The following is a 14,094-nucleotide window of genomic DNA, read 5'->3' on the forward strand; positions in this document are numbered from 1 at the left end:
ACTATTCTCTGCTTTTTCTTTTTTTTGTCAAAAAAAGAAACTTTTGTTTTTATTTCGCACGAAAGAGTGTAAAAAACTGTTACATCGATTCGAAGACCAATCATTGAAAAAACGGTAGTTTATCTGCATTAGTAGAACAGGTCCAATCTATTTTGAATTTCTTATTTAGTTATTTAATATTTGAAACGCCTGTCTTAAAACTTAATATAATAGCCATTATGATTCAAAAATCGCAAACATTATATTGAATTGTGGTTATTCTTAATTTATAATAAAAAAGAATCGAGATTCGATGGCTCTGGACGCAGAGGTTATTTGTTGTTATTAATGTATGCGGTTTCTTTTGGTGGTGAGCAGTAACGGGAAGACAAGGAGTAGATGTGATGGAAAAAAAGTGGATACACCGATATTTTGCTCAGTGGGATCTGCAGATGATGGTACTGCCGGCGATTTTACTGGTAGGCATTTTTAGCTATATCCCAATGTACGGGATTTTGATGGCGTTTCAACAGTACAATATTTTTGAAGGTATGACAGGCAGTCCATGGATCGGCTTTGATAATTTTCGGCGCTTTTTTAGTGAACCACGTTTTTGGGAAATTTTACGGAATACCATTATGATCAGTGTGCTAAAGATTGCTATTTGTTTTCCAGCACCGATTTTGCTGGCGTTGATGCTTAACGAGGTCAAGAACGTTGCATTCAAACGTGTGGTGCAGACGATTACTTATCTCCCACACTTTTTATCATGGGTGATCGTGGCGGGGGTTACGATGTCGATTTTATCGATGGATAACGGTAGCTTAAATATTGCTTTGGAGAGTTTAAACCTGATCGATGAACCAATCAACTTTTTATCGATCCCTCGCTATTTCTGGACGATCATCGTTACGACAAATCTTTGGAAATCGATTGGCTTTGGCTCGATCGTCTATATGGCAGCCATTGCTGGGATCGATCCGCAACTGTACGAAGCAGCATCACTAGATGGCGCAACGAAATTTCAGCAAGTCTTTTTGATCACTCTGCCTTCGATCGTTCCAATCATTACGATTTTTCTCATTTTGGAGATCGGCAACTTATTGAATGCGGGCTTTGAAGATTTGCTTTTACTTGGGAGCAATCCAGCTCTTAGAAATGTGGCGGATGTCATTGATACCTATGTGTATCGGGTAGGGATCAGCAACTCTCAATATTCCTACGCAACAGCTGTTGGTTTGTTCAAAGCAGTCATTAGTGTCACTCTTTTGAGCGGAGCAAACTTTTTCGCACGCAAAGTGGGTCACAGCTTATGGTGATCAGCAGAGGAGGAAATGAACAATGAAGAAAAATTGGGGCGACCAAGCGATGATGATTTTTATCTACCTTTTCTTGATAACGCTTGCATTCTTGACGTTTTATCCCTTCTGGAATTCGCTGGTGATTTCCTTTAATTCTGGACGTGACACGGTGACTGGTGGGATCACGTTTTGGCCAAGAGAATTCACGTTGGAAAACTATCAGATCGTCTTTCAAGATCAGCGCTTGATGAATGCCTTTTTCATCAGTGTCTTACGGACAGTGATCGGGACGTTTTCATCGATCATGCTGACAGCGATGGCAGCATATGGAATGTCAAAAAGAGAACTGATAGGGCGAAAATTTATTACGATTTTTTTCATCCTCACGATGTTCTTCAGCGGCGGCTTGATTCCAACTTTTTTAGTGGTACGTTCACTTGGACTGATGGATTCTTTTTGGGTAATGATCATTCCTGGTCTGATCAGTGTTTGGAATATGATCATCTTCCGTACGTTCTTTCAGCAACTGCCGAAAGGATTGGAAGATTCAGCGAAAATTGATGGTTGTGGTTATTGGGGCACGTTTTTCCGAATCATTTTGCCGTTATCAGGTCCAGTCATTGCCACTTTGTCGCTATTTACCGCCGTTGGGCATTGGAATGATTGGTTTATGCCAAGCATCTACATTACTTCAGATCATCTGATTCCCTTGCAGACCTTTTTGCAACGAGTCTTGAATTCGAACACGGTGAGTTCGCAAATGAGTCAAATCGATTCTGGCTCAGCAGCACGTTTGGCGGAAATGACTGGTGTCACAGGAAAATCCTTGTCGATGGCGATCATGATGGTGGCGACTTTGCCGATCGTAATGGTTTATCCGTTTGTCCAAAAGTATTTTGTAAAAGGTGTATTGATTGGTTCGTTGAAAGATTAGCAGAGCAGGAGGAACTCTCTTGATTAGAGGAGAGAAGGAACGAAACGTTGAAAGGGGATAAAAGAATGAAAGCAAAGGTATTAAAAGGCGTGCTGTCAGTGACTGCGATGAGTCTCTTACTGGCTGCTTGCGGCAGTGAGTCAGGGACAAAAGAAAGTGATGGGGCGGCAGCGAATGACCGTGACAGTTCGGAGGTCTTTGAATTAGGCAGTGAACCGTTGGAGATCACGATGTTTGGTAATTATGACTGGTACACGATGGATCGTTGGGGAGATGATCCAGCAACTGCTGCTATCAAAGAACTGACCAAGGTAGATATTCGTGCGATCGATGGTGGCGGGAATGCAGCACAGCGGCTAAGCACAATGATCGCTGGCGATGATCTACCTGATTTTATTTGGCTTGATCGAGGGTCGGATGTGGAACGGCTGCGAGAAGCGGGTGCCTTAGTGCCATTTGATGATTACTTGGATAAGTATCCGAACTTGAAAGAATGGGCGGGAGAAGACATCCTGAACATGCTTCGTTCAGAAGACGGCAAACTTTATCAGTTTCCCAACTGGTATAGCTCGGAGCCTTTCGGGAATGCGGGTTATGTCGTCAATAAAGAGATCCATGATGCTTTAGGTGCGCCAGAATTGAAAACAACCGATGATCTTTATGAGTATTTGAAAGAAGTTCAAACAGAGTTTCCTGATGTTATTCCATTTGAAACAGATGTCAGCGGACAAGGGATCAATGTCTTATACTCCGCCTTTGCAGAAGGGCGTTCACCAGCAGATATCCGCATTCGCGCTGTTCCTGAAGGCGACGTGTTGACCTCGATCTTTGCCAATGAAAACTACGTAGAATCGATTGAATATGCGTCAAGATTGTACCGTGAGCGCTTGATGACCCAAGATACCTTGACCCAAGATGCGGATATGGTTGCAGAAAAAGTAACCAGTGGTCGTGTAGCTGTCTATGCGGCTGCCAGTCCATCGAATCATGCTCGCGATGCCCACTATATCTTACAAGAGCAAAACCCAGATGCGGGGTATTTCTATATCGAACCAATTGCTAAACCAGGACTAGATCCTGACAATATTTTCCCAGGTTCCTATGAAATGCTAGGGTGGAATGTCAGTGTCATTACTAGAAATGCAGAAGACCCAGAAAAAGTCTTTGCCTTCTTAGACTGGTTGACAGGACCGTTGGGCCAATCGATCTTGATGTTTGGTCCAGAAGGCCAGTATTGGGATGGCTTTGACGAAGAAGGCTATACGCAATTTACGGATGCCTATGCAGAAGACAGTGCAGGCGTTTCGGAGATCGAGCAAGCAACTTCAAGTTTCCAATGGAACGGCAACTCCGCCTTTTTAGACAATACCAAAACAAAATTTGAACTGAATCTTCCAGAAGATCAAATGAACTGGGCAACGAAATGGCAGCATGCTATTACTTGGGACACGCAAAAAGACGACACGGAATTTGCGGCGATCAACCCGATGCCAGACTCACCAGAAGGAATCATTCAGCAACGGATCAACGATATTTTTGAAGAAGCCAATGCTTCAGCGATCTTTGCTGACAGCGATGAAGAAGTGCGTGCCATCTTTGCTGAGGCGGAAGCCCAAGCACAAGCAGCGGGCTATCAAGAGTTGCTGGGTTATCAAACAGAGAAATGGCAGCAAAATCTACAAAACTTAGCCCGCTAGAGGGTAAATCAGCTGATTAGAGAAAGGAGGCGGACTGATGGGAAATGAACGATGGTATCGTTGGTATGGTGCCAGTCAAGCGATAGCTAGTATGTTGCTTTTGAATGGCTACTGGTTACTGTTCAATCTGCCCGTTCTATTGCTAGCTTTGGGGCTGATTTTCCCCAGCTCTCCTCGTCAGTTTCTTTTCTCTTTGGTTGGTTTGATCATTAGTTTTCCTAGCATTCTTTTGCCAGCGACCTTTGCTTTATTTGGGGTCATGCGGCGCTGGTTGTACTATCAAGAACCACGACAGGCCATCGGAGGGACCTTTTGGCGGCTCTATCGGGAAAATTATCGGCGCAGTTTTGCCGCAGGCCTCTTTTTCGGTAGTCTCGCTTTGCTGCTGTTAGGCTCTTATCGCCAAATCGATTCCTTTCAGTTGCCCGTATTGGCTGTCGGCTATTTGTTTTTAAGTATCATTTTACTCGTGTGGTTGCTGTATTTTATCTGCGACAGTGTGCATTTGGCGGCACCCATGCGGCTCGCCTTGATCAAAAGCTTTTTCATCATCTTTTGGGCACCGTTGCAGACACTGATGTTGCTAGGGCTGTTGAGTGGCCTCGCTTTACTGCTCGTCTTGATCAATCCCTTACTCGCGGGATTGATCGTAGGGGGACTAGGTAGCCAATGTGCGTGTTACAGTTATTTGAGAATCATCCAAAAGGCGCAAGCAAAAGCTGCACCAGCCGATGAGTAATCTATGTAACACTGATTAGAAAAAAATCTGAAAACTATCCTTAATGGGTAGTTTTTTTCATTGGCAAAAAGTGCTAAAGTTAGAAGCAAGACAAGCCTGAAAGGAGCGAGTATGGAACGATGACAATGTACCCAAAAACAGTACAGCTCATTCAAGAAAAAATGCCGACCGTTTTCCCAGGAGCGGTGCTGCGTTTTATCGCTGGTGAAACCCAAGAGACCCAGGTATTCGGACAGGCAGCGCTTCTTCCGAAAACCGAACCTATGACGAAAGATCATTTGTTTGATTTAGCCTCATTGACGAAAGTCGTTTGTACAACGAGTGTTCTGTTAAAATTGTGGGATCAAGGAAAAATCGAGATGGAGGCGCCGCTTACTCGTTGGTTGCCAGCGTTTAAAGACGATCGGGTAACGATCAAGCACTTGCTGACGCATACGGCAGCCATCAACACGTGGATTCCTCATCGAGACCAGTTGGATGCTGCTGCCTTGCGCAAGGCGTATTTGCAGCTTGAAAGCAGTGATACGATCGGTCAAACGGTCAGCTATACGGATACTGGGACGATTTTGCTGGGCTTTTTATTGGAGGAGCTGTATCAAAAACCAGTGACCGAGATTTTTCAAGAAGAAGTCTTGACGCCTTTAGGCATGAAGAACAGCGGCTTTCCGCCTTTTCCTCCTTCACAGCTGCCATTGATCGTGCCTACCCAGCAGCAGCCAGACGGCAGTATCCTTAGAGGAATCACCCATGACCCAAAAGCACGAGTGCTGGGAAACCATGCCGGCAACGCCGGGTTGTTTTCTACCGTGGATGATTTGACGCTGTTCGTTCAACTGTTATTGGCAAATGGTCAGCAGCAAGGTGCGCCGTTTTTCTCAGAAAAAGTGATGCAGGCGCTGGCTCAGAGGCAGACGCCTGAAAGCACAAAGCCCCGCACCTATGGCTGGGACTTATTGGGTGCGCCGTACCAATTATTTCATACAGGCTATACAGGCACGTTTCTCGCAGTAGATATCCCTAACAAAAAAGCGTTTATTTTCTTATCGAATCGGGTCCATCCAGTGGATCATCGAGAAAGCTACTTGGGTCATCGTGACGAAATCCTGCAATGTTACTTAAAAGAATCTGCCGAATAAGCGGATTCATGCTATAATATGCACGAACAACTAGAGAGGGGAACAATTATGGAACCATTGTTTATGAAACCTGTTTTTCAAGAAAAAATCTGGGGCGGCAGTCGCCTGCATTCTGTTTTTGGTTTTGATTTACCGAGTGACAAGATCGGTGAAGATTGGGCGATCAGTGCGCATCCTCATGGGGTGAGCGTCATTGAAAATGGTCCGTTTAAAGGCAAAACATTGGCGGATCTTTGGCAAGACCATCAAGAACTGTTTGGACATTCAGACGAACCAGTCTTTCCATTATTAATTAAAATTCTAGACGCGGAAGATGATCTATCCGTTCAGGTCCATCCTGATGACACGTATGGGCTAGCCCATGAAGGGGAATTAGGGAAAACGGAATGCTGGTACATTATTGATGCCGAACCAGGTGCGGAAATCATTTATGGCCACCACGCACAAACCAAAGAAGAACTTGCGGAAATGATCGAAGCGGGTCGTTGGGATGATTTGTTAACAAAAGTCCCTGTGAAAAAAGGCGATTTCTTCTACGTGCCAAGTGGAACGATCCACGCCATTGGGAAAGGGATCATGATCTTAGAAACCCAACAAAGCTCGGATACGACTTATCGGGTGTACGACTATGATCGTACTGATGATCAAGGACAAACACGGGAGCTGCATATCCAACAATCAATCGATGTGACGACGATTCCTGCACGGACGCCAGAATTATCGATCCGTGAAGTCAAACAAGGACAATCAGCAGTCGTTACCTATCTTGAAACGCCATTTTTCAATGTGTATGAATGGGAAGTACGTGGGAAATTATCTTTGGCACAAAAGGCCGATTATACCTTGATGACCGTGATTGATGGGTATGGGCAGTTGATGATCGACGGTCATTCCTATGAACTAAAAATGGGCACGAGCTGCATTTTGCCAAACCCGATCAAGAAATGGGAATTGGTTGGTGAATTGACTGTCATTGCCTCTGAACCTGGAAAAAAATAAAACGATCAGTAAGTGACGTGATTCGCACAAGCAAAACAGCACACGTTCCTGATTTTTCGTAAGGCTGAACGCGTTCAGCTGCCTGTCATCATTGGCGATTTTTCCGCTTTTGACTGACAGGTTTTTTCGTATGGACACTCACGATAGACGTCTGAGCAAGATTTGTTATAATGGCAGTAATGAAGGATAGGTGAAAAGAATGGTTTACTTAGATCATGCAGCAACGACACCGCTGCACCCAGAAGTGATCAAAGTGATGAGTGAGACGATGCAGACATTTTTTGGCAATCCATCAAGCATTCATCATTATGGTCGAGATGCCCACACCCAATTAGAATTGGCTCGTCAAGCGATCGCTCAGCAGCTAGGGGTCAAGGAACATGAGATCATTTTTAACAGTGGAGGTACCGAAAGTGATAATACAGCGATCATCGGTACAGCCCTTAGCAAACAAGCACAAGGCAAACATATCATTACGACCCAGATCGAACATCCGGCGGTCATTGAGAGTATGCGCTATTTAGAAGGCTTAGGCTTTGAGGTGACCTATTTGCCCGTAGATCAAAAGGGGCAATTGGCCGTCAGTGAAGTTGAGGCTGCCTTACGTCCCGATACGATTTTAGTATCCATAATGACGGCAAACAATGAAACGGGCAATTTGTTGCCGATTGCAGAAATTGGCGCCCTTTTACGGGAGCATCCCGCCGTTTTTCATACCGATGCCGTGCAAGCTTATGGCAAAATCCCGCTTGAAATCAATGAAAATAGCATTGATCTCCTAAGCATTTCGGCTCACAAAATCAACGGACCAAAAGGGATCGGCTTTTTGTATAAACGAGATGGCTTGTCGCTACCTTCGCTACTCCACGGTGGCGAACAAGAAGAAAAACGGCGAGCAGGGACGGAAAACTTGGCAGCCATCATGGGAATGGCCAAAGCAGCTTCTTTGCATACCCCCGAAGCGCAGCAAGCAGCGGCAGAACAATATCAAACGTTTGCCGATGTGCTGATGGAGACCTTAGCAGCACAAGGCGTTGATGTTCAGTTGAATGGTGATCCAGCACACAAATTGCCCCATATTTTGAATCTGCGTTTCCCAGGGGTCAGCAGTGACTTGTTACTGATGAAATTGGACTTAAAAGGAGCCGCCATCTCGACAGGCAGCGCTTGTACGGCGGGCAATGTTGAACCCTCCCATGTGCTAGAAGCGATGGTAGGCAAAGAGCATCCAGCTATCCGGGAATCGGTCAGAGTCAGCTTTGGCTATGGCAACACATTGGCGGAAATCGAAGCATTTGCTCAGCTATTAGCAGAAACTGTCTTAGCAACGAAAAAGTAGGAGAACAGCTAGCAATCTCGCTGAAAACTATTTATAATGAAAGAAATGATGTTAAAGAGGTGAAGAACATGGCATTTGAAACAACAGCAACCGTTTTAGGCGCAGCAACCCAATACCGCATTGCTCCTGAAGCAAAAAAATATACGTTGCGGGACAATGGCTTTACAGAAACGAACGGCGGCAACTTCCAATTGATTCGTGGCCTTGAAGCAACACCCCAAAGCAAAGAAGGATTTAAATTAAAAATCACTGTTGCAAAAGATCTGCAAACCTTCAAGATGTCGATCACGACAGCCAATGGATTAAAAGCAGTCAATATTTTCAAAGATGAACAGCACAAAATGCTGCAAGAAAAATTTTACTTTTTAATGGATGGTTTTATCAGCCGCGGGTTGTTTGTCAAAGCGTAAGCTTTTGTCAAAAGCAGCTATACCGTTCAAAGGGCAAGAAGTGTGTCACTCCGCCAAACAGGCAAGGGATTGATACACTTCTTTTGTATCTTTGCCGGTTTCTTTTTATACTAAAGTAAACAAACCTAAGCCGTTCTCAGAAAGTGGATACGTTGAGACGAGAAAGAAGGAATCCAGATGAAACGAACCTTAAACAAGCAATCCGTGTTAGCCGTTGGAATGGGGACTTGGCATATGGGGGATGACCCTGCTAAGGAAAAAGCCGAGATCGATGCGCTGCAAGCGGGCATCAAAGCCGGAGCGGCTGTCATCGATACCGCAGAAATGTACGGCGAGGGAAACGCAGAAACGCTAGTTGGCAAGGCGATCCAGCCCTTTACACGAGGGGATCTTTATTTGATTTCAAAAGTTTATCCCTGGAATGCCTCCGCAGATGAATTGCCGAAAGCTTTAGACCGTAGCTTAGCGCGTTTAGGCACCGACTATCTTGATCTGTATCTGCTCCACTGGCGAGGAGATGTGCCGTTAGCAGAAACAGTTGACGCACTAGAAGCTGCCAAAGCCTCTGGAAAGATTCGTGCATGGGGCGTCTCTAATTTTGACGTGGCAGATATGGAGGAGCTGTTGCGGTTAGAAAACGGCGATCAATGTGCCGCCAACCAAGTACTCTATAATTTAGGTGCCCGGGGGATCGAATACGATCTTTTGCCTTGGCAGGCAGAGGCTGAGATTCCGGTGATTGCCTACTCACCCATTGCTCAAGGCGATCGGCTAGGGCACCACTTCAAAAATGATGAAGTGGTGAAAGAGCTGGCAGAAGCCAAAGGCTGCACGATTTTTCAGCTGCTTTTGGCATGGACCCTTCGACAACCCCACGTCTTAGCGATCCCCCAAACCAGTGACTCGCTGCATATGCTGCAGAACATTGAAGCTACCAAAATCGTTTTTTCCAAAAGCGAATTGGCGACAATCGATGCACGCTTTCCGGAGCCAACGAAAAAGCAGCCGCTAGCGATGATTTGAAGACCCTAATCACAGAAAAAAGCAGTAAAGTAAGGAGCGACTATGAAATTTTTTACGTCTGATACCCATTATTTTCATGCAGCCTTGCTCGGGGACAATGACTTTGCCCCACGCCCCTTTGAGACAGTGACGCAAATGCATGAAACGATGATCGCTAGCTGGAATGAGGTCGTTGCGGATAAAGATGTCGTTTATCATTTAGGGGATGTCGCGATGCACCCTGCTTATGAAGCAGGTTTTCCAGAAATTGCGGCGCTGTTAGCACAGCTGCAGGGCAAAATCGTTTTTATCAAAGGCAATCATGATACCCGGGCTTTCTTTGCGTACTTGCGCAAGCATGATCCTGGTTGTTTGGGAGCCCAAAAGTATGCGTTTGAAGATGTTGGTGTTTTGCTGAAGTTTGCTCATCAGCAATTTTTACTAACCCATTATCCTATGCTGCTGGGGATCACCAAAAACAGCCGCAATCTGCATGGGCATATCCATCATCATAGTGTACCAATCGCTGAGAATCTCAACGTAGGAGTCGATGCACCGGAATTGGCGTTTCTGCCGCAGCCGCGTCCCTTCGGTCGACCAGTTTCCGAAAATGAACTGGCGGTGCTACATCATGCAAAGCAACAAGAACTTGCCAAGCTAGCTCGTTAACAGATAACAAGAAAAGCAAGCATCCAAACAGATTCGGGTGGCTTGCTTTTTTTGTGATGACTTTGACAGCAAGCTTTGATTAAGGAAATTTTTTTGATAAAAATAAACTTTATATGTAAAAAATAATCGATTCCAAGAGTTATTATTTGATGGATATTTAAGAAATGTGTATGCTTTAAGTAGAAAGCAGTAAAGGAGGTTGCCAATGCGTAAGATTTCTAAAGTGATTTTTATCATCGGATTGCTTTTACTCTTACTTGTCTTTTATTTTGGGATCATCGCCAATCAGCAAGCGGCTTCATTGCCTGTTTACTTGATTCCTTTGGATGAATATCCTTGGGTCGGATCTTCCATGAGTATGCTGCTCTTTTGGTTATCTGTTGGCTTTGCTATTTTTACAGTGATCGCACTCTTTGTCGTTTTGTTTTATCCAAAACGCTCAGACCGCTTGATCATTCCCCATAAGACAGGCGATTTAGTGATTCAGAAGAAGGCGTTAGAGCATTTTGTGCTCGAGCGGGTGAAACAAACAGATTTCATCCATCAGCCATCGGTAAAAATCAAAATCGTCAAGAATAAAGTAGCGGTAAAAATCGATGGAGAAATGAAACAAACAGCAGCCATCCCGCAAAAACAAGAAGCTTTGGTTGGTGAGATCAGCAGCAGTCTGCAGCAGCTTTTCGGTATCGAAAGCAATATCCAAACGGAAGTTGTTTTAAAAGATACGCAAGAAACGCCAGCAGCCCATGACCAACCGCGTGTAGTTTAGGAGGAACAGGTATGAGTGAATGGTTCTACCACTATAAGATCCCGCTTATCTTTGCAGGTTTCGGTTTGATCCTAGCGATCCTGTTTCTAACGATCGGCTTTTTGAAAACCATACTGCTGGTGCTATTTACGGCACTAGGTACGTATCTGGGATTTTATCTCAAAGAAGTCGGATTCTTTGAACAATTTCAAAGACCGCGCCGTTAACTTTGGTAACATTATTAGTTTAATTTATATCAAGATTATAGTAGGAGGAATGTACGATGGAAAACCAAACAAAACCAACAGCAGGTGTTAAAGGAGAATTAACTTACGAAGATAAAGTGATTCAAAAAATCGTAGGCATTGCATTAGAATCTGTAGACGGACTCTTAACAGTCGATGGCGGTTTCTTCTCAAATATTGCAGGTAAATTAGTCAACACCGATGATGTGACTTCAGGGATCAACGTTGAAGTTGGGAAAAAAGAAGTGGCAGTCGATCTTGATATCGTTGCAGAATATGGCAGCGACATGACCACGATCTACGACCAAATCAAAGAGGTTGTTTCAACACAAGTCAACAAAATGACGAATTTAGAAGTCATCGAAGTAAACGTGAATGTAGCAGATGTCAAAACACGTGAACAATTCGAAAAAGACTCTGAAACAGTTCAAGACAAAGTAAGCAGTGCGGCAGAAACAACTGGCGACTTTGCGTCAAAACAAACACGTAAAGCCAAAGGTGCCTTCAACCGGACAACGACGCGTATTCAAGAAAACAACGAACCACGCGTTCAATAATAGCAAGATAAGCAAAAGACTAGCTGCGGCTAGTCTTTTTTTGTCCCACAAAAGGTGTATTTTTGCAGCTTCAGCCGATCAGAACATCAAAGCCAAAAGCTCCAATAATGGATTCCTTCTGCTTGAAAGACATCGTTAGGATAGCTTTTCTCATAATGGGCTTTTTCGGGGGAATCATTAGGATCGAATACTTGAATCGTTCCTTCTTTGTTCAAAGCCAATACCATAATATGTCCGGATGTCGTAAAGGTTCCTGCTTGAACCGAGACCACAACGGGGATGCCTTGTGTCATTTTCTCATAGGCAGCCTCAAATGAATCCCCTAAATCGGCAAATTGGTAACCAAAAGCTTCGGCAAACTGAGGAAAGATTTGCCAACTCGTTCCTTGTTTGGGAAGATAAAATTGATCGCCAGCCCACTCCAATAGTTTGTCAGGATTCGGCGGACGATCCGTCCAAAAAGAATCGATCATGGCTAAAGAAGCAATAGCGCACCCGTTTGCCGCAAACGTATTTTGCTCTTCTCCATATCCATACGTGTTATTGCCCCAGCGTTGATCGGTTTGTACAATCAACGGCAGTTGCTGCGTATCTGCCATCGCTTGTTGAAGAGCTTGATTGGCTTGGCGAGTGAACTGTTTTGAGACAAGCGCTGTCTGATCAAACGCAGCATCCCTGACCTGATCAATCACGTAATGAATGACAAAAACACCACCGATGAGAAAAAGCAGCAGTGCAAGGCTCTTTTCTTTCTTCCCATCGTTTCTCCTCGTTTTCGATATCCTTGTGTGCAATCGCATGAAATGCCCCTCCTCGTAAAGTAATATCTAAGAGAAGTATAGTCTTTTTCTAATAAGAGCATTTCTGCATTTCCTGAAGAATTTCATACGATTTTATGACAACCACCATTTGAAAAGTAAGTTGTTGCTGTTTGGACAGCTGTCGATGACAGACACAAAAGCAGCGCTTCCTCTATTTGGCTGAGTGGGTGGAGTAACGAACAGCAACTTCTCTCCAGATGTCTTTTCTAAAAAAGGAATTTTTAAGAAAAGACAGCAAACAGTGAAGTTTTTTGTGTTTTGTTGTATAATGCAAATTACTGAAAAGTTGCGACCTTCAAATCGTAGATGATTTCAGAATCTATAATTGAAATGATGGTGAAACGATCATGTCTAACGAAAACACCCGTGTGGTGGTTGGAATGAGTGGCGGGGTAGACTCGTCAGTAACAGCACTTTTGCTGAAAGAACAAGGGTATGATGTTGTTGGGATCTTTATGAAAAATTGGGATGATACCGATGAAAACGGTGTTTGTACCGCAACAGAAGACTACAAAGACGTAGCCAAAGTGGCTGCGCAAATCGGGATTCCTTATTATTCAGTGAATTTCGAAAAAGAATATTGGGACCGTGTATTTGAATATTTTCTTGCAGAATACCGTGCCGGACGGACGCCAAATCCAGATGTCATGTGTAACAAGGAAATCAAGTTCAAAGCCTTTTTGGATTATGCGATGGATCTTGGTGCCGACTATGTAGCAACTGGCCATTATGCGCAAGTGACCGTTGATGAAAACGGCGTAACTCATATGTTGCGAGGCGTGGATAACAACAAAGATCAAACGTATTTCTTAAGCCAATTGTCACAAGAACAATTGAGCAAAACCATGTTCCCACTAGGCGGCATGGAAAAATCAGAAGTACGAGCGATCGCTGAACGGGCAGGTCTAGCAACAGCCAAGAAAAAAGATTCCACGGGTGTCTGCTTTATCGGAGAAAAGAATTTCAAACAATTTTTGAGTAATTACTTGCCAGCGAAAAAAGGCAATATGGTTACATTAGATGGCGAAGTCAAAGGACAACACGATGGCTTGATGTACTACACCATCGGACAACGTCAAGGCTTAGGCATTGGCGGCGGCGGTGCCACTCAAGAACCATGGTTTGTCGTAGGAAAAGACTTAGCGACCAACACTTTGTATGTGGGACAAGGATTCCATCACCCCGCTTTGTATGCAGATCGCTTGGAAGCAAGCCAAATCCACTTTACTACAGAACAAGACCGCGGCACGGAATTTTCATGCACAGCAAAATTCCGCTACCGTCAACAAGATGTACCGGTAACCGTGCGTCTATTAGATGGAGATCGAGCAGAAGTGATTTTTGACGAACCAGTACGCGCCATCACTCCGGGACAAGCAGTCGTTTTTTATGACGGCATGGAATGCTTGGGCGGCGGTTTGATCGATGCAGCCTACAAAGAAGCCAAAGAATTACAATATGTTTAACACCTAACAAAATCAGCCCTAGCTAAGAACACTGAACCAATCAGTTGCACTT

The 14,094-nt window shown here is 44.3% G+C and carries 15 protein-coding genes; 14 read left to right on the plus strand and 1 reads right to left on the minus strand.

Annotation, left to right across the window (positions count from 1 at the left end):
- Positions 1-383: 383 nt before the first annotated feature.
- From A5882_RS06730 to A5882_RS06795, 13 genes are all read left to right on the plus strand, one after another.
- Positions 384-1,298 (plus strand): sugar ABC transporter permease, encoded by a 915-nt coding sequence (locus A5882_RS06730; protein WP_086372564.1) that lies wholly within the window; start codon positions 384-386, stop codon positions 1,296-1,298.
- Positions 1,299-1,320: 22 nt separating this feature from the next.
- Entirely contained in the window at positions 1,321-2,214 is an 894-nt protein-coding gene (locus A5882_RS06735; protein WP_005232275.1) for a carbohydrate ABC transporter permease, read from the plus strand.
- 65 nt (positions 2,215-2,279) lie between these two features.
- Positions 2,280-3,911, plus strand: a complete 1,632-nt coding sequence (locus tag A5882_RS06740; RefSeq protein ID WP_086372565.1) for an extracellular solute-binding protein — start codon at positions 2,280-2,282, stop codon at positions 3,909-3,911.
- A 37-nt stretch (positions 3,912-3,948) separates the two neighbouring features.
- A complete protein-coding gene (locus tag A5882_RS06745; protein ID WP_086372566.1) occupies positions 3,949-4,650 on the plus strand; it encodes a DUF624 domain-containing protein in 702 nt (233 codons plus the stop codon).
- A gap of 119 nt (positions 4,651-4,769) precedes the next feature.
- On the plus strand, positions 4,770-5,786 hold the full coding sequence (locus tag A5882_RS06750) for a serine hydrolase (protein ID WP_086299028.1): 1,017 nt from the start codon (positions 4,770-4,772) through the stop codon (positions 5,784-5,786).
- A gap of 45 nt (positions 5,787-5,831) precedes the next feature.
- Entirely contained in the window at positions 5,832-6,785 is a 954-nt protein-coding gene (gene manA, locus A5882_RS06755; RefSeq protein ID WP_176257035.1) for a mannose-6-phosphate isomerase, class I, read from the plus strand.
- A 199-nt stretch (positions 6,786-6,984) separates the two neighbouring features.
- Entirely contained in the window at positions 6,985-8,124 is a 1,140-nt protein-coding gene (locus A5882_RS06760) for a cysteine desulfurase family protein (protein ID WP_016611430.1), read from the plus strand.
- 68 nt (positions 8,125-8,192) lie between these two features.
- Positions 8,193-8,534 carry a DUF1831 domain-containing protein gene (locus A5882_RS06765; RefSeq protein WP_005232263.1) on the plus strand — a complete coding sequence of 114 codons (342 nt, stop codon included), beginning with the start codon at positions 8,193-8,195 and terminating at the stop codon, positions 8,532-8,534.
- Between the two features lie 177 nt (positions 8,535-8,711).
- Positions 8,712-9,557: an aldo/keto reductase gene (locus A5882_RS06770; protein WP_008376169.1), complete on the plus strand. Its 846-nt coding sequence runs from the start codon at positions 8,712-8,714 to the stop codon at positions 9,555-9,557.
- Between the two features lie 42 nt (positions 9,558-9,599).
- Positions 9,600-10,205 (plus strand): metallophosphoesterase, encoded by a 606-nt coding sequence (locus tag A5882_RS06775; protein WP_005232261.1) that lies wholly within the window; start codon positions 9,600-9,602, stop codon positions 10,203-10,205.
- 205 nt (positions 10,206-10,410) lie between these two features.
- The gene (gene amaP / locus A5882_RS06785; RefSeq protein WP_086372567.1) at positions 10,411-10,974 is read left to right on the plus strand and encodes an alkaline shock response membrane anchor protein AmaP; all 564 of its coding nucleotides are present in this window, start codon (positions 10,411-10,413) and stop codon (positions 10,972-10,974) included.
- A gap of 11 nt (positions 10,975-10,985) precedes the next feature.
- Positions 10,986-11,180 carry a DUF2273 domain-containing protein gene (locus A5882_RS06790; protein WP_005232259.1) on the plus strand — a complete coding sequence of 65 codons (195 nt, stop codon included), beginning with the start codon at positions 10,986-10,988 and terminating at the stop codon, positions 11,178-11,180.
- Positions 11,181-11,236: 56 nt separating this feature from the next.
- Complete coding sequence (locus A5882_RS06795) at positions 11,237-11,755, plus strand: Asp23/Gls24 family envelope stress response protein (RefSeq protein ID WP_086372568.1); 519 nt, start codon at positions 11,237-11,239, stop codon at positions 11,753-11,755.
- A gap of 86 nt (positions 11,756-11,841) precedes the next feature.
- Here A5882_RS06795 and A5882_RS06800 read toward each other — a convergent pair whose 3' ends face one another.
- On the minus strand, positions 11,842-12,555 hold the full coding sequence (locus tag A5882_RS06800) for a C39 family peptidase (RefSeq protein WP_086372569.1): 714 nt from the start codon (positions 12,553-12,555) through the stop codon (positions 11,842-11,844).
- Between the two features lie 368 nt (positions 12,556-12,923).
- On the opposite strand from A5882_RS06800, the gene mnmA reads away from it, so the two are divergent.
- Positions 12,924-14,042: a tRNA 2-thiouridine(34) synthase MnmA gene (gene mnmA, locus A5882_RS06805; protein ID WP_026008140.1), complete on the plus strand. Its 1,119-nt coding sequence runs from the start codon at positions 12,924-12,926 to the stop codon at positions 14,040-14,042.
- The last annotated feature ends 52 nt before the right edge of the window (positions 14,043-14,094 follow it).

The sequence above is a fragment of the Enterococcus sp. 4E1_DIV0656 genome, from assembly GCF_002140695.1.
Taxonomy (GTDB): Bacteria; Bacillota; Bacilli; order Lactobacillales; family Enterococcaceae; genus Enterococcus_D; species Enterococcus_D entomosocium.

Coding starts and splice junctions, on each gene's coding strand:
- A5882_RS06795 (WP_086372568.1), top strand. CDS start 11,237: ATGGAAAACCAAACAAAACCAACAGCAGGTGTTAAAGGAGAATTAACT.
- mnmA (WP_026008140.1), top strand. CDS start 12,924: ATGTCTAACGAAAACACCCGTGTGGTGGTTGGAATGAGTGGCGGGGTA.
- A5882_RS06750 (WP_086299028.1), top strand. CDS start 4,770: ATGACAATGTACCCAAAAACAGTACAGCTCATTCAAGAAAAAATGCCG.
- A5882_RS06765 (WP_005232263.1), top strand. CDS start 8,193: ATGGCATTTGAAACAACAGCAACCGTTTTAGGCGCAGCAACCCAATAC.
- amaP (WP_086372567.1), top strand. CDS start 10,411: ATGCGTAAGATTTCTAAAGTGATTTTTATCATCGGATTGCTTTTACTC.
- A5882_RS06800 (WP_086372569.1), bottom strand. CDS start 12,555: ATGCGATTGCACACAAGGATATCGAAAACGAGGAGAAACGATGGGAAG.
- A5882_RS06775 (WP_005232261.1), top strand. CDS start 9,600: ATGAAATTTTTTACGTCTGATACCCATTATTTTCATGCAGCCTTGCTC.
- A5882_RS06790 (WP_005232259.1), top strand. CDS start 10,986: ATGAGTGAATGGTTCTACCACTATAAGATCCCGCTTATCTTTGCAGGT.
- A5882_RS06745 (WP_086372566.1), top strand. CDS start 3,949: ATGGGAAATGAACGATGGTATCGTTGGTATGGTGCCAGTCAAGCGATA.
- A5882_RS06760 (WP_016611430.1), top strand. CDS start 6,985: ATGGTTTACTTAGATCATGCAGCAACGACACCGCTGCACCCAGAAGTG.
- A5882_RS06735 (WP_005232275.1), top strand. CDS start 1,321: ATGAAGAAAAATTGGGGCGACCAAGCGATGATGATTTTTATCTACCTT.
- A5882_RS06730 (WP_086372564.1), top strand. CDS start 384: ATGGAAAAAAAGTGGATACACCGATATTTTGCTCAGTGGGATCTGCAG.
- A5882_RS06740 (WP_086372565.1), top strand. CDS start 2,280: ATGAAAGCAAAGGTATTAAAAGGCGTGCTGTCAGTGACTGCGATGAGT.
- A5882_RS06770 (WP_008376169.1), top strand. CDS start 8,712: ATGAAACGAACCTTAAACAAGCAATCCGTGTTAGCCGTTGGAATGGGG.